General features: G+C 72.4%; 13 protein-coding genes. 3 read left to right on the top strand and 10 right to left on the bottom strand.

Going from position 1 to position 14,512, the window contains the following annotated elements:
• Positions 1-226 precede the first annotated feature (226 nt).
• The 4 genes from C1701_RS22370 to C1701_RS22355 form a co-directional block, all read right to left on the bottom strand.
• A complete protein-coding gene (locus tag C1701_RS22370; RefSeq protein ID WP_016699280.1) occupies positions 227-436 on the bottom strand; it encodes a helix-turn-helix domain-containing protein in 210 nt (69 codons plus the stop codon).
• A 182-nt stretch (positions 437-618) separates the two neighbouring features.
• Complete coding sequence (locus C1701_RS22365; protein ID WP_026418821.1) at positions 619-2,247, bottom strand: ABC-F family ATP-binding cassette domain-containing protein; 1,629 nt, start codon at positions 2,245-2,247, stop codon at positions 619-621.
• 141 nt (positions 2,248-2,388) lie between these two features.
• Positions 2,389-3,060 (bottom strand): acVLRF1 family peptidyl-tRNA hydrolase, encoded by a 672-nt coding sequence (locus C1701_RS22360; protein ID WP_026418820.1) that lies wholly within the window; start codon positions 3,058-3,060, stop codon positions 2,389-2,391.
• Between the two features lie 374 nt (positions 3,061-3,434).
• A complete protein-coding gene (locus C1701_RS22355) occupies positions 3,435-5,000 on the bottom strand; it encodes a deoxyguanosinetriphosphate triphosphohydrolase family protein (RefSeq protein ID WP_030226790.1) in 1,566 nt (521 codons plus the stop codon).
• 259 nt (positions 5,001-5,259) lie between these two features.
• Here C1701_RS22355 and C1701_RS22350 point away from each other — a divergent pair, with 259 nt between their 5' ends.
• The 3 genes from C1701_RS22350 (at position 5,260) to C1701_RS22340 (ending at position 9,852) form a co-directional block, all read left to right on the top strand.
• Positions 5,260-6,489 (top strand): right-handed parallel beta-helix repeat-containing protein, encoded by a 1,230-nt coding sequence (locus C1701_RS22350; protein ID WP_030105260.1) that lies wholly within the window; start codon positions 5,260-5,262, stop codon positions 6,487-6,489.
• A 159-nt stretch (positions 6,490-6,648) separates the two neighbouring features.
• On the top strand, positions 6,649-7,815 hold the full coding sequence (locus C1701_RS22345; RefSeq protein WP_035292041.1) for a lycopene cyclase family protein: 1,167 nt from the start codon (positions 6,649-6,651) through the stop codon (positions 7,813-7,815).
• A 258-nt stretch (positions 7,816-8,073) separates the two neighbouring features.
• Positions 8,074-9,852, top strand: a complete 1,779-nt coding sequence (locus tag C1701_RS22340) for an ABC transporter ATP-binding protein (protein ID WP_103056547.1) — start codon at positions 8,074-8,076, stop codon at positions 9,850-9,852.
• A 64-nt stretch (positions 9,853-9,916) separates the two neighbouring features.
• Here C1701_RS22340 and C1701_RS22335 read toward each other — a convergent pair whose 3' ends face one another.
• The 6 genes from C1701_RS22335 to sufD form a co-directional block, all read right to left on the bottom strand.
• Positions 9,917-10,336: a metal-sulfur cluster assembly factor gene (locus C1701_RS22335; RefSeq protein ID WP_026418816.1), complete on the bottom strand. Its 420-nt coding sequence runs from the start codon at positions 10,334-10,336 to the stop codon at positions 9,917-9,919.
• Positions 10,333-10,803 (bottom strand): Fe-S cluster assembly sulfur transfer protein SufU, encoded by a 471-nt coding sequence (gene sufU, locus C1701_RS22330; RefSeq protein ID WP_026418815.1) that lies wholly within the window; start codon positions 10,801-10,803, stop codon positions 10,333-10,335. The genes C1701_RS22335 and sufU overlap by 4 nt, the downstream gene beginning before the upstream one ends.
• An 11-nt stretch (positions 10,804-10,814) precedes the next feature.
• Entirely contained in the window at positions 10,815-12,092 is a 1,278-nt protein-coding gene (locus tag C1701_RS22325; protein WP_026418814.1) for a cysteine desulfurase, read from the bottom strand.
• A 61-nt stretch (positions 12,093-12,153) separates the two neighbouring features.
• Positions 12,154-12,924: a Fe-S cluster assembly ATPase SufC gene (gene sufC, locus C1701_RS22320; protein ID WP_026418813.1), complete on the bottom strand. Its 771-nt coding sequence runs from the start codon at positions 12,922-12,924 to the stop codon at positions 12,154-12,156.
• A gap of 71 nt (positions 12,925-12,995) precedes the next feature.
• Complete coding sequence (locus tag C1701_RS22315; RefSeq protein ID WP_026418812.1) at positions 12,996-13,322, bottom strand: Rieske (2Fe-2S) protein; 327 nt, start codon at positions 13,320-13,322, stop codon at positions 12,996-12,998.
• Positions 13,319-14,512 (bottom strand): Fe-S cluster assembly protein SufD, encoded by a 1,194-nt coding sequence (gene sufD / locus C1701_RS22310; RefSeq protein WP_337661882.1) that lies wholly within the window; start codon positions 14,510-14,512, stop codon positions 13,319-13,321. The genes C1701_RS22315 and sufD overlap by 4 nt, the downstream gene beginning before the upstream one ends.

The following is a 14,512-nucleotide window of genomic DNA, read 5'->3' as shown; positions in this document are numbered from 1 at the left end:
GCCAGCTGTTCCGACCATGATCGCTGGCGACCGGTCCGCCGGGAAGGGGGTGGCGGGGCGTTCTCGTGACGGCGGGGTCCAGCCGGGCTGGCTGGTCGTGGGTGACGGCGGTTCACCTGGACCGAGGACGCCCCGCTTCCGAGGCCGGACGCGGGCCCGCCCGCGTTCCGGGGTGTCCGGACACGCGGGCGGGAGGCCTAGCCGCGACGTCACCTGGGGGCATCGCCTACTTCTTCTTGCTCCTGGTCGCACCGCCACGACCGCGGAGCTGCACACCGGACTCGCTGAGCACGCGATGCACGAAGCCGTAGGAACGGCCCGTCGATTCGGCCAGGGCGCGAATGCTCGCGCCCTTCTCGTACTTCCTCTTGAGGTCGCTCGCAAGCTTGTCCCGTGCGGCGCCGGTGATGCGGGCGCCCTTCTTCAGGTCAGCCACCTTGTCCCGCCTTCCGTCCGAGCAGGTCGGGCCGCTCCCGGGCCCCTGTCGCCGCAATGATCGAACACCAACAGCGTTAATGCCAGGCGATCATGGGAAAACATCGCAAAGTGTTCCCGCCGCGACGACGGGTCACGTCACACGCCCGCAACCTGCGTAGACCGCCATTCGGCGGGATCACACTACGCCAACTGCACGAGGTCCAGATACTCCTCGGACCAGTGATCCTCGGTACCATCCGGAAGCAAAATCACCCGTTCCGGTTCCAGCGCCTCCACGGCGCCCGGGTCGTGGGTCACGAGGACCACGGCACCCTGGTAGCTGCGGAGCGCGTCGAGCACCTGCTCCCGGCTGGCGGGGTCGAGGTTGTTCGTGGGCTCGTCGAGGAGGAGGACGTTGGCCGCGCTGGACACCAGTCCCGCGAGGGCCAGCCGGGTCTTCTCGCCACCGGAGAGAGTGCCCGCCGGCTGGTCGAGCTGCTCCCCGGTGAACAGGAACGCGCCGAGCAGGCTCCGCAGCTGCTGCTCCGGCGTGTCGGGCGCCGCCGACCGGATGTTCGACCACACACTGGCCTCGTGGTCGAGGGTCTCGTGTTCCTGCGCGTAGTAACCCAGGCGCAGGCCGTGCCCGGCCACCACCGAGCCGGCATCGGCGGGCTCCATCCCCCCCAGCAACCTGAGCAGCGTCGTCTTGCCCGCGCCGTTCAGCCCCAGCACCACCACCCGGGAGCCGCGGTCGATCGCCAGGTCCACGCCGGTGAAGATCTCCAGGGAACCGTAGGACTTGCTCAGGTTCTCCGCGGTCAGCGGGGTGCGACCACAGGCCGCCGGCTTGGGAAAGACGATCCGGGCCACCTTGTCGGCGACCCGCTGCTCGTCGAGCCCGGCCAGCAGCTTCTCGGCGCGGCGGGCCATGTTCTGGGCGGCGACCGCCTTCGTCGCCTTAGCCCGCATCTTGTCGGCCTGCGCCATCAACGCGCCGGCCTTCTTCTCCGCGTTGGCGCGCTCCCGGCGGCGCCGCTTCTCGTCGGCGGCCCGCGCGTCCAGGTACCGACGCCACTCCATGTTGTAGACGTCGACCTCGCTCCGGGTGGCGTCCAGGAACCAGACCTTGTTGACCACGGCGGCCAGCAGGTCGACGTCGTGGCTGATGACCACCAGCCCACCGGAGTGCGCCTTGAGGAAGTCCCGCAGCCAGCCGATCGAGTCCGCGTCGAGGTGGTTGGTCGGTTCGTCGAGCAGCAGCGTCGTGGTGGACCGCCCGTTCACCCCGGCCTCGGAAGCGGCGAAGAGGATCCGGGCCAGCTCGACCCGGCGGCGCTGGCCGCCGGAGAGGGTGCGCAGCGGCTGGTCGAGCACCCGGTCCGCCAGTCCCAGGTTGGAACAGATCCGGGCCGCCTCGCTCTCCGCCGCGTACCCGCCGAGCGCGGAGAAGCGCTCCTCGAGCCGCCCGTACCGGCGGACGGCGGAGTCGCGTTGCGCGTCGTCCACCAGCTCCGCCATCGCGGTCTGCGCCTTGTCCATCTCCCTGAGCAGCTCGTCCAACCCCCTGGCCGACAGGACGCGGTCCTTGGCGGCCACGGAGAGGTCACCCTCCCGGGGGTCCTGCGGGAGGTAGCCCAGCTCCTCGGACCGCCGGACCTCGCCGGCGTAGGGCAACCCCTCGCCCGCCAGCACCCGCAGGGTGGTCGTCTTGCCAGCGCCGTTGCGTCCCACCAGCCCGATCCGGTCGCCCGGCTGCACCCGCAGGGTGGCGTCGGCCAGCAGGATCCGCGAACCAGCGCGCAGTTCAAGGTCTGTCGCAGAGATCAAGAAAAACTCCGATGCGAACGTGGTCGAGCGCACACACCAACCGTCATCACCATGACCGGGCCCGCTGCCCGCACCATGCCGACCACATGCCGAGTGTACGGGCCGACGGCAAGCCGATTTCGCTGCCCGCCGCCGCGGCGATCACCTGTCCCTGACCACGATCTCCACGTCCCGCGCGCGCCGCGCGGCCTCGTCGAGCACCGTGCGGCGGGGTTCGCCCACGTCGAGCACCCGGTCCTCGGCCAGCGCGAACACCCCGGCGAGCCGGCGGTCGGCCCGGAGGGCGTCGAGGGCCTGGCGGTCGCCGCCGAGCACGACGGCGGACAGGGCGGCCAGCCGGGGCACGAGCACCTCGGCGACGGTGTCGGCGGCCGCGTCGAGCGCCAGTCGCGCCTGCCCCTCCCGGCGGCGGGCGAACCGCTGCTGGGACCACCCGCCGGCCTTGTTGCGGCCGTGCACCTGCCGTCGTCCGGTCCGTGAGACGACCACGGCGCCGTTCTCGACGACGCCGACGCTGTGACCGCCCAGCCGGACCAGGACCAGGCCGATCGACCTCGGGGCGAGCGCGTGGTCCACGAGCGGCCCCACCTCGAGCCCCGGGTACCGGCCGTGCCCCGCGACCAGCGGTTGGAAAGGCACCAGCACCGTGGCGGTGGCCCCGTCCGCGCCCACGACCCGCACCTCCCTGGCGGTGACCTCCGTTCCCGTCACCCCGCCGTGCCGCTCCGAGAACCGGAGGAACCAGCCCCCGAGGCGTTCCGGGGACACCTCGACCGCGCGGCCACCGCCGGCGACCTGGCGCACCCTGCTCATCCCCGGACCTCCGCCCCTCGCCGGGACCAGGACGGCGGTGGGCCGGCCGGCCAGCCCGGGTCCCCCCGTCCCGTGAGCGCGCGCGGCGACCTCCGGACTCGCCGGGGGACAGCGGGAGGCGCGGCGTTCGCCGCGTGCGGAGTGCGAGGGAACACGGCAGGGCGGATCACGCGACCGAGCCTAGGCCGGCGGGACGCCGCCGACGTGGCGGCGGGTGCGATGTCGGAGCCGATCCGCTCCGGGTGCGGCCGCCGCCGGCAGGGGCGCCACCGAGCGGCCGACCACCCGCGCCGGCGCTGGATCGGGACGTCCCCGCGTGCGCGTCCCACCGAGGGCGGGGCGGGTCACGCGGCTCCCGTCGATGCCCACCCGCCTCAGAGCACGAAGGTCTCGGTCCACAGCCTGCTGGAACGACCGGACAACGCGTCCATCAGCGCGGGCACCTGGCCATCGCCCAGCGCGGCGACGAAGTCGACCACGGCCCGCCCCCTGGCCAGGCCGCGCACGGCGTCGGGGCCCCTGGGTTCGTCACCGGTGGCCCCGACGAGCACCTCCGGTGAGGTCCTGGCCAGGTCCTCGTACTCAACCGTCGCCAGCTCGACCAGGTCATGCAGCCGGCGGGGAAGGCGGTCCGCCTCCAACCGGTCGCTGAGCCACTGGTCCAGCGCCTCCACGAGACGGGTCAGGAGCCGGGCCTGCCCCCGTTGGTGCATGGCCAGGTCGGGCCGCAGCAGCACGAAGCGCCGGTGGACGAACTTGAGGACCTGCACCTCGTGCCACTGCTCGGCGGCGAGCGTCACGTGTCCACGGCGGACCGCTGGTTCCTCGACGACCCGGACACCGTCGACCAACCGGGAGGACCACCGCGAGGAGAAGGCCGCCACCGCCTGCTCCGATTCGACCGATCCGTCGTAGGGCGCGGCGAGCAGGCCGTCCACGACCTCCTTCCGCACCCGGGAGACCGCCATCGCGAAGGCCTCGTCGTCGACGACCCAGGAGTCCTTGGCGTGCAACCTCCGCCGCAGTTCCTCGACGGAACGGCCGGGCTGGCGGCTGTGCCCGCCCAGGTCCGCCTCGCTCAGACCCGCCAGTTCCGTCGCCGAGGCCAGCCACCCACCGAGCTCGGCGGCGACGGTGGCGTGCTGGAGCACCCCCAGCCGGTAGAAGTCGTCCAGGTCGTGGATGGCGTAGGCGATGTCGTCGGCGGTGTCCATCACGGACGCTTCGACGGTCTGCTGCCAGTCGTCGATCCGACCCAGGAACGGCGCGCGGGCTTGGAGGAGGTCGTCCAGCTCGCTCACGTACACGCAGAACTTGGCCGACCCGGTGCCGGGTGCGTCGGGTGGTTCGGCGGCCCCCCGGGGCGGGACCCGCATCGTCCGGGGGTGCGGTCGCGGGGAGGAGAGCCGGGTCCACGGGTACTTGAGCAGGGCTGCCCGGACCGCCGCGGTGAGGTCCAGGCCCGGGGTCAGCAACCCACCGGCGTCGGTGGTGGTGACGATGCGGAAGGTCTGGGCGTTGCCCTCGAACCCGTCGGGCAGGCCGAACCGGTGCCGGGCCAGCCGGTCCAGCACCTGTTCGCCCAGGTGACCGAACGGCGGGTGTCCCAGGTCGTGGGCGAGAGAAGCGGCCTCCACCACGTCCAGGTCCAGGCCGCCGAGCCGGTCGACGGCGGCGTGCTGGCGCGCGTCGGCGTGGATCCGTTCGGCGATGCCCCTGGCCACCTGGGCGACCTTCAGGCTGTGCGTCAGCCGGTTGTGCACCAGCAGGCCGCTGCCCGTGGAGCTGACGACCTGGGTGACCGCGCCGAGGCGGGCGAACGAGGGGGAGCTGGCGACCCGGTCCCGGTCGACCCGGAACGGGCTGCTGGCGAGTTCGGCGGCACCACGGGTGGCGTGCCCGCCGCGGCGGACCGCCCTGACTTCGGAGTGGCTCGTCACGCCCCCGACCGTAGTACCGGCGCGGTCCGCACCGGTGCCAACACCGCACGCGCCCCCGCGCGCCACACCGCCTTCCCCCCGAAGGCTCCTCACCGCCCAGGTCCACGGTGGGCTCACGGTGCGCACCCGCTGACCACTACCGGACAGCGGCCGGCGGTACCCGGTGGCACTGACGGGGCAGAGAATCGGCGCACTCCCCGGACCTCCGCACCGGGTACCGGGACCGTCCCCGCCCGTCATCGTCGACGAGGAGACCCCGATGATTCCGCACGCACGTCGTGTCGCGCCCACGATCGCCGTCCTCACCGCGGTGGCCGCCGGCGGGTTGACCCACTCGCCGCCGGCACCGGACGGCCCGGCGCTCACCCCGCTCCCGACGAGCGAACCCACCCTGGTCGTCGCCACCGACGGTGACGACGACGCGCCGGGAACCGTGGCCGCTCCGCTGGCGACGATCCACCGGGCCGTCGAACTCGCCGGACCGGGCGACGTCATCGCCGTCCGCGAGGGCGTGTACCGGCTGACGACGAACATCACCATCGACCGCGACGGCACCCCCGACGCCCCGATCACCCTGACCAGCTACCCGGGTGAGCACGCCGTCATCGACGGCGACGGGCTCCCCGCCTCGCACACCCCGATCGGGGGGAGCATCCCGCGACCGGAACGGGGCGCCATCCACCAGGAGGCATCCCACTGGCACATCACGGACCTGGAGATCATCCGGGGCCCCTACGGGATCTACTGCTCCGACTGCGATGACAACGTCTTCGCCAACCTGGTGACCAGGGACAACTACGAGAGCGGGTTCCAACTCCAGGGCGAGTCGAGCCGCAACCTTATCCTCGACCTGGACTCGTACGGCAACCACGACCCCAGGAAGAACGGGGAGAGCGCCGACGGGCTGGCCATCAAGGAGGGCCGGGGCGAGGGCAACGTGGTGCGGGGCGCCCGGCTCTGGAACAACGCCGACGACGGGTTCGACGCGTGGATGTTCGAATCGCCCATCACGATCGAGGACAGCGTGGCGTGGGGCAACGGGGAGAACCGGTGGGGGTTCCCTGACTTCGAGGGCGACGGCAACGGGTTCAAGCTCGGAGGCGGATCCCCCGCCCCGGCCGTGGGCCACCAGGTGCGGAACAGCATCGCCTTCGACAACGCCGTCGACGGTTTCGAGGACAACGGCAACCCCGGGGCGCACCGGGTGGAGCGCTCGACCGCCTACCGCAACGGCGGCAACGGGTTCGACCTCCGCCGGTCGCCAGCGGTGCTGATCGGCAACCTCGCGGTCGGCAACGCCAGCTCGGTGTCGCGGGGAACACCGTCGGGGACGGGCAACTCGTGGAGCGGCGGGCAGGACTGGACGGCGGCGGACCTGCTCAGCGTGGACCCGGCGATCCTCACCGGCCCCCGGTCTCCGGACGGCTCAGTACCCAGCTCCGACTTCCTCGTGCCCGCCGACGGTTCGCCGATCGGCGCCCGGTTCTGAACCGGAGCGGGGAAGGACGACCGCCACGTCGCGACGGCCCCCACCAGGGCCGACCCCGGTTCCAGCGGAACGGCGGTGTTCCCAGGACTGGCCTCTGGTGGGACGCTCCCGCCACCTCCTGATCTGCGAACCCGCGTCGAACCTGGTGGAATCACACGCATGTCCCGGCAGTTCGACGTGACGATCGTGGGGTCCGGGCCGGCGGGAACGGCGTTGGCCGCCGCCTGCGCGGACGAAGGGTTCGCCACCGCACTCGTAGCCCCGTTCCCCCGGCGTCCCTGGCGTCCCACCTACGCCTGTTTCGCCGACGAACTCCCGGCGGATGTCCGCCGGCGCGCCGTGCGTTCCCGGTCGCCCCGCGTGCGGGTGGCCGCCGCCACCCAGCGGTGGTGGACCGACCGGGAGTACTGCGTCCTGGACAACGCGGCGCTCGCCGGGGAGCTGCGGCGGGACTCCGTCACCCTGGTGCGGGGACGCGCCGTCGGCGCCGAGCACGGTCCTGGCGGGTCACGGCTCCGGCTCGCCGGTGGCGAACGACTGCGCACCACGGTCCTGGTGGACGCGACCGGCAGCTCGTCCCGGGAACGAGGTGAGGTGCCGGCGCAGACCGCGTTCGGGCTCGTCCTCCCCGAGGAGGAGGCCCGACGCCTGGTGGCTCCCGACGAGGCCGTGATGATGGACTGGCGGCCGCCGGTGCCGGGTTCCGCGACGGCGACGTTCTGCTATTGCGTTCCGTTGGGCGACGGCAGGGTGCTCGTCGAGGAGACCTCACTCGTCCGCCGCCCCGGACTGCCGATCGTGACGCTGCGGGAGCTGCTGCACGCCCGGCTGCGCCGGCACGGCGTGCGGGTGTCCGCCGCGCAGGCCAGCGAACGGGTGTGGATCGACATGAGCGCGCCCCGCCCCGCCCCCCGGCGGGTGCTGCGGTTCGGCTCCGCCGCTGGCATGTTGCACCCGGCCAGCGGTTACGGCGTCGCGGCGGCCCTCGCCTCCGCCGCGCCCACCGCCCGCGCGTTGGCCCGGCACTGGGCGCCCGGCCCCCGAGCGGCGGTCGCGGGGGCGCACGGTGTGCTCTGGCCACCCGCGGCGCGGATGGTCCACGCCCTGCGGACGCGGGGACGCGAGGCGCTGCTGGGGCTGTCCCCCCGGCAGACCAGCAGGTTCTTCGAAGCGTTCTTCGGGCTGCCGGCGGAGCTGCGCACCGCCTACCTGTCCTCCCGGCACGACCTGGTGGGCACCATGTCGGCGATGCTGGCCCTGTTCGGGCCGGCGACTCCCGACCTGCGGGCCAGGCTGGTGCTGGGCACCATGCTCGCCAGGCCCTGAGCCCCGGCCAGGCACGGGACGACCGGAGGTCCGGCGCACGCCCGCCCCCAGGGCGGTCACGGAACGCTTGTCGCCCCTCACACGTTGGTGGTGGCGAGGCGCACCCCTCCGCTGCAGGACGTCGACGCCACGCCCGCCCCCGGGCACGTTCTCCGCCGACCGTGGTCCCCACGCCCGGCCGCTCCTGACGTCACCCGTCTCCTCCAGCGGCGGGGACGCGGACGCGACCGCGCCGAGGCTGACCACTGGGGAGACTCCGTGACGAGACCGAGACACGCCGGAACCGCAGCGGAACCGGAGGGGAGCGGCGGGGACCGAGGCCCCTGGCGCACGCTCCTCTCCCACGCGAGGCCGCACCGGGCCACCCTGATCGGGGCTGGTCTGCTGAGCCTGGTCAGCAGCGCGGCCGGGCTGGCGCAACCGCTCGCGGCCCAGTCGCTGGTCGCGGCGTTGGGAACGGGCGAGGAGATCGGCGACATCCTGCTGCTGCTCACCTGCCTGTTGGTGGCGGGAGCGATCGTCGGGGCCGTCGGCGAGTACGTGCTGGGGAGGACGGCCGAGTCGGTGGTGCTCTCCGCGCGGGGACGTGTCGTCGACCGGCTCCTGCGACTGCGGGTCTCCGCCTACGAGCGGACCGCGCCGGGTGATCTGATGTCCCGGGTCACCTCGGACACGGTCCTCCTGCGCGAGGTCACCACCCGGTCGCTGGTCGACGGCCTGACCGGCTCGCTCACCCTCGTCGCGGTGATCGTGCTGATGGCCGTCCTCGACCTCGTGCTGCTCGGGGTGACCCTGCTGGTGTTCGTGTTCGTCGGTCTCGTGCAGTGGGTGGTGCTGCCCCGGATCAAGCAGGCGATGACGCGGTCCCAGGAGTCCGTGGGACGGATGGGCGCCGAGTTGGAGCGGGTGCTGGGCGCGTTCCGCACCGTCAAGGCCTCAGGGGCGGAACACCGGGAACTCGCCTCGATCCAGCGGGCGGCGCGCACGGCATGGCGGGAGGGGGTGACGGCCGCGTTGTGGCAGGCCATCGCGGGCACCGCCTCGGGGCTGTCCGTGCAGGTCGCCTTCCTGGCGGTGCTGGGCATGGGCGGGATGCGGGTCGCCTCCGGCGCCAGCGACGTCGCCACCCTGGTGGCGTTCCTGCTCTACCTCTTCTACCTGATGGGGCCGATCTCCCTGCTGCTCAACGCGGCGGCCCAGGCACAGGTGGGACTGGCCGCGGTCGGCAGGATCAACGAGGTCGAGGCCATGCCGGTGGAGGAGAGCCCCGCCGGCGCCCCGGCACGCACCTCGGAACCCGCCACCGTCCGGCTGGAGGACGTGGTCTTCCGCTACCCCGACGCCCCGGATCCCGTGCACCGCGGCGTGAGCTTCACCGTCCCCGCTCGGGGCCTCACGGCACTCGTCGGCCCGTCGGGGGCGGGCAAGTCAACGGTCTTCGCGCTGTTGGAGCGCTTCCACGAGGCGGAGTCGGGACGCGTCATGGTCGACGACCGCGACGTCAGGGACTGGCCGCTGAGCGACCTTCGCGCCAGCATCGGCTACGTCGAGCAGGACACGCCGGTCCTGGCCGGCACCCTCCGCCAGAACCTGATGTTGGGAGCACCGGACGCGGACGACGCGGCGGTGGCCGACGCGGTCGCCAAGTCCCGGTTGGACGCGCTGGTCAACCGACTGCCGGACGGGCTGGACACGGTGGTCGGGCATCGGGGCACCACGCTCTCCGGCGGGGAACGGCAGCGGGTCGCGATCGCTCGGGCGCTGCTCCGAGGTCCTCGGCTGCTCCTCCTCGACGAGGCCACCTCCCAGCTGGACGCGGCCAACGAGCTCGCCCTCCGGGAGACCATCGACGAGATCGTCCGGACGACGACCGTCATCGTGGTCGCGCACCGGCTCTCCACGGTGGTCTCGGCCGACCGCATCGTCGTCCTCGACGCCGGGCGGGTGGCGGCCGTGGGCACCCACGAGGAGTTGGTGGCCCAGAACGGCCTCTACGCCGATCTCGCCGCCGCCCAGTTCGCGACGGCCGACCGCTGAGGGACCACGAACGCGGCACGGCCGGCCGCCCGATGGGCGCGCCGGCCGTGCCGAGGGTCGCGGATCAGACGGTGAAGCCGAGCGCCCGCAGCTGCTCGCGGCCGTCGTCGGTGATCTTCTCCGGCCCCCATGGCGGCATCCACACCCAGTTGATCCGGATGTCGCTCACCAGACCGCCACCAGGCCCGCTGGTCAGGGCGGCCCTGGCCTGGTCCTCGATGACGTCGGTGAGCGGGCAGGCCGCCGAGGTCAGCGTCATGTCGAGGGTGGCGACGTTGTCCTCCCCCACCTGCACGCCGTAGAGCAGGCCGAGGTCGACGACGTTGATGCCGAGCTCCGGGTCGACCACGTCGCGCATGGCCTCCTCGAGGTCCTCGACCGAGGGAAGGTCGGCGCGGGGGGCTGGCGGCTCGGGCAGCGAGGCCGCGCTCCGGTCCTCGGTGGACGCGCCCCCCACCGCCTGCTCAGCCTGGGCGTCGCTCATCGTGTCTCCTCCTTGCCGGTCGAACGGGACACCGCGTCCTTGAAGGCCATCCACCCGAGCAGGGCGCACTTGACCCGCGCCGGGTACTTGGCCACCCCGGCGAACGCGATGCCGTCCCCCAGTACGTCCTCATCAGGTTCCACCTGCCCACGTCCCTGCATCAACTCGACGAACGCGGCGTGCACGTCGAAGGCGTCCCGGACGGTGCGGCCGATGACCAGATCGGTGAGCACGGAGGTCGCCGCCTGGCTGATCGAGCAGCCCTGCCCGTCGTAGGACACGTCGACGACCGTCGCCGACGGATCCGTCCCGGCCGCGCCGTCGAGGTTGACCCGCAGGCTGACCTCGTCACCGCACACCGGGTTGATCTGGTGGGACTCCGCGTCGAAGGGCTCACGCAGACCTCGGCCGTGGGGGTTCTTGTAGTGGTCCAGGATGATCTCCTGGTACATCTGGTCCAACTGCATCCCGAGCTCCCCTAGGCCGTCCCGAAGAAGCGCTGTGCCTCCCGGACGCCCTCCACCAGCGTCGTCACGTCGTCAAGGTCGTTGTAGAGATAGAACGTGGCCCGCACCGTCGCGGGAACGGCCATCCTACGGTGCAACGGCCAGGCGCAGTGGTGTCCGACGCGCACGGCCACCCCCAGGCTGTCGAGCACCTGCCCCGCGTCGTGCGGGTGCACCCCGTCGACGGTGAACGACACCGCGCCGCCCCGGTCGACCATGCTGGTGGGACCCACGATGCTGACACCGGGGACCTCGGAGAGCGCGGACAGCGCTGCCTCGGTGAGCAGGTGCTCGTGGGCGGCGATCCGTTCCATCCCGACCACCGAGAGGTAGTCGACCGCGGCACCGAGACCCACCGCCTGGGAGGTCATCGGCACGCCGGCCTCGAACCGTTGCGGTGGCGGCGCGAAGGTGGACCCTTCCATCCGCACCATCTCGATCATGGATCCCCCGGTGACGAACGGGGGCAGGGACTCCAGCAGCTCGCTCCGGCCGTAGAGGACGCCGACCCCGGAGGGGCCCAGCATCTTGTGCCCGGAGAACACCGCGAAGTCGACGCCGAGCCCGGCGAGGTCGACCGGCAGGTGCGGAACGGACTGGCAGGCGTCGACCACGGTCAACGCACCCACCTGGCGGGCCCGGTCGACGAGCGCGGCCACGGGGTTGACGGTGCCCAGGACGTTCGACTGGTGCGTGAACGCCACCACCCTGGTGCGCTCGGTGACGAGTTCGTCGAGGTCACCGAGGTCGAGCCGGCCCTCGTCCGTCACCCCGAACCAGCGGAGGGTGGCGCCGGTGCGCTGGCACAGCTGCTGCCAGGGCACCAGGTTGGCGTGGTGTTCCATCTCGGTGACGACGATCTCATCACCGGGCCCCACCCGGAACCGCTCCGCCTCGGGGCCGCCGGTGGCGGCGTTGCTCATCGCGTACGCCACCAGGTTCAGCCCCTCGGTGGCGTTCTTGGTGAACACCACCTCCTCGGGCCGGGCGCCGACGAACCGGGCCACGCGGGCGCGGGCGCTCTCGTAGGCGTCGGTGGCCTCCTCGGCGAGCTGGTGCGCTCCCCGGTGCACCGCCGCGTTGGAGGTCTCCAGGAAGGCGCGCTCGGCGTCGAGCACCTGGGTCGGGCGCTGCGCGGTGGCGCCCGAGTCCAGGTACACGAGCCGCTTGCCGTCCCGCACCGTGCGGGCGAGGATCGGGAAGTCGGCCTTGATTGTCACGATGTCCAGCGGCGTCGCCGTCGATGTCATCGCCCGCCGCCTCCTTCCACTGCTCGCATGATCCTCGCCTCGCGCCGCTGTTCCCGCCGGCTCAGACCGCCGCCGACTCCTTGGCACCGGTGAAGCGCACGTAGCCCTCTTCCTCCAGCTGGGTCGCCAGCTCGGCACCGCCCGACTCGACGACCCGGCCGCCCGCGAAGACGTGCACGAAGTCCGGGGTGATGTGCTTGAGGATGCGGGTGTAGTGCGTGATCAGCAGCACTCCCTTGTCCTTGTTCGCGGTGTAGCGGTTGACGCCCTCGGACACCACCCGCAGCGCGTCCACGTCGAGACCGGAGTCGGTCTCGTCGAGCACGGCGAACTTCGGCTTGAGCAGGTCCAGCTGGAGGATCTCGTGCCGCTTCTTCTCACCGCCGGAGAAGTTCTCGTTCACGCTGCGCTCGGCGAACGACGGGTCGATGTCGAGGTCGGCCATCGCCTGCTTGACCTCCTTGACCCAGTGGCGCACCTGCGGGGCCTCGCCCCGCGCGGCGGTCGCGGCGGTCCGCAGGAAGTTCGACATCGAGACGCCGGGGACCTCGACCGGGTACTGCATGGCGAGGAAGAGCCCGGCGCGGGCCCGCTCGTCGACCTCGAGCTCCAGCAGTTCCTCACCGTCGAGCAGCACCGAACCGGAGGTGACCTCGTACTTGGGGTGGCCGGCGATCGCGTAGGCGAGGGTCGACTTGCCCGATCCGTTCGGACCCATGATCGCGTGCGTCTCGCCGGAGTTCACCGTCAGGTTGACGCCCCGGAGGATCTCCTTGGCGGCGTCGTCGGTCCTGACCGAGACGTGCAGGTCCTTGATTTCGAGGGTGGCCATGGTGTGTTCGTTCTCCTGGTGTTGACGGGTGGCTTGGGGGTGGGGGCCGGCGGGAGACGGCGCGGCGGGTACTAGTCGGGACTTCCGACCGGCTCGGTGGCGACGTGGACGTGTCCGTCCCGGACCTCCACGGCGTACACCGGGACCGGCTCGCTGGCCGGCGGGCCGGAGGGTTCCCCGGTCCGCAGGTCGAAGCAGGCTCCGTGCAACCAGCACTCAAGGCCGTCACCGGTGACCTCGCCCTGGGACAGGGGCACCTCGGCGTGGCTGCACCGGTCCAGCAACGCGTGCACGTCGTCGCCCCGCCTGACCAGTACCACGGGTGTGCCCGCCACGGACACCGCGACGGGACGTCCCTCGTCGAGGTCCGCCAGCGGGCACACCGGCGTGTGGGTCACGCGCCGACCGCCGCCAGTTCGGCGTCGATCGCGGCCTCGAGGCGTTCCCTGACCTCGGGGACCGTGATCTTCTGCAGGATCTCGCCGAAGAACCCTCGGACGACCAGCCGGCGGGCGACGTCCTCGGGGATGCCCCTGGCCTGGAGGTAGAAGAGCTGCTCGTCGTCGAACCGGCCGGTGGCGCTGGCGTGCCCCGCCCCCTCGATCTCCCCGGTCTCGATCTCCAGGTTGGGCACGGAGTCGGCGCGGGCGCCGTCGGTGAGGATGAGGTTCCGGTTCAGTTCGAACGTCTCGGTGCCCTCGGCCGCCGCCTGGATCAGCACGTCACCGATCCAGACGGTGTGGGCGCCCTCACCCTGGAGCGCGCCCTTGTAGAGGACGTTGCTCCGGCAGTTCGGGACCGAGTGGTCCACCAGCAGGCGGTGTTCCAGGTGCTGCCCCGCGTCGGCGAAGTACAGGCCGAGCAGTTCGGCGTCGCCTCCCCGCTCGCGGTAGTTCACCGTGGAGGACACCCGGACCAGGTCCCCGCCGAGGGTGACGGAGAGGTGCCGCAGGGTCGCGTCCCGGCCGACAGCCGAGTGCTGGGCGCCGACGTGGACGGCGTCGTCGTCCCAGTCGTGCACGGTGACCACGGAGAGCCGGGCCGACTCCCCGACGACGAACTCGACGTTGTCGGCGACGGTGCCCGCGCCCCGGTAGTCCAGCACCACCACGGCGTCGGCGAACCGCTCCGCCCGGACCTGGACGTGGCCGTAGGCGGTGGTGCCCTGGCCGGGACCGGTGACCGTGACGTGGACGGGCCCCTCGGGCCTGGTGTCGGCGGCCACGGTGACCACGGTGGCCTCGATGAAGGAGGACCAGGCCTGCGCGGCGACCCGGTCGGCGGGCACGCCCGCCGCTCCCAGCCGCTCGTCCTCCCGGCCGACGGTCTCCACCGTCACGCCCTCCACGCCGCTGTCCACGGCGACGGCGAACGAGCCGGTGGCGGTGGCCGAGCCGTCGTGCAGCCCGCGCAGTCGCTTCAGCGGCGTGAACCGCCAGTCCTCCTCGCGGCCCCCGGGGACCTCGAACGCGTCGACCTCGTAGGAGGTGAAGCGCTCGCCCCGCGAGGACTGCGGGATCACCGGTCCTCCGTGCGAGTGGTCGGTCAGCCCGTGCTGGGCCGGGGTGGTGTCCAGTGGTGCAGCCAT

This window comes from Actinoalloteichus sp. AHMU CJ021, from assembly GCF_002895405.1.
GTDB lineage: Bacteria > Actinomycetota > Actinomycetes > Mycobacteriales > Pseudonocardiaceae > Actinoalloteichus_B > Actinoalloteichus_B caeruleus.
This window is presented reverse-complemented; position numbering and strand designations above follow the sequence as displayed.

What these genes read in the sequence shown, in the direction of transcription:
- C1701_RS22350 (WP_030105260.1), top strand. Translation starts at nt 5,260, where the DNA reads ATGATTCCGCACGCACGTCGTGTCGCGCCCACGATCGCCGTCCTCACC.
- C1701_RS22335 (WP_026418816.1), bottom strand. Translation starts at nt 10,336, where the DNA reads ATGAGCGACGCCCAGGCTGAGCAGGCGGTGGGGGGCGCGTCCACCGAG.
- C1701_RS22360 (WP_026418820.1), bottom strand. Translation starts at nt 3,060, where the DNA reads ATGAGCAGGGTGCGCCAGGTCGCCGGCGGTGGCCGCGCGGTCGAGGTG.
- sufU (WP_026418815.1), bottom strand. Translation starts at nt 10,803, where the DNA reads ATGCAGTTGGACCAGATGTACCAGGAGATCATCCTGGACCACTACAAG.
- sufD (WP_337661882.1), bottom strand. Translation starts at nt 14,512, where the DNA reads ATGGCTGCACCACTGGACACCACCCCGGCCCAGCACGGGCTGACCGAC.
- C1701_RS22345 (WP_035292041.1), top strand. Translation starts at nt 6,649, where the DNA reads ATGTCCCGGCAGTTCGACGTGACGATCGTGGGGTCCGGGCCGGCGGGA.
- C1701_RS22325 (WP_026418814.1), bottom strand. Translation starts at nt 12,092, where the DNA reads ATGACATCGACGGCGACGCCGCTGGACATCGTGACAATCAAGGCCGAC.
- sufC (WP_026418813.1), bottom strand. Translation starts at nt 12,924, where the DNA reads ATGGCCACCCTCGAAATCAAGGACCTGCACGTCTCGGTCAGGACCGAC.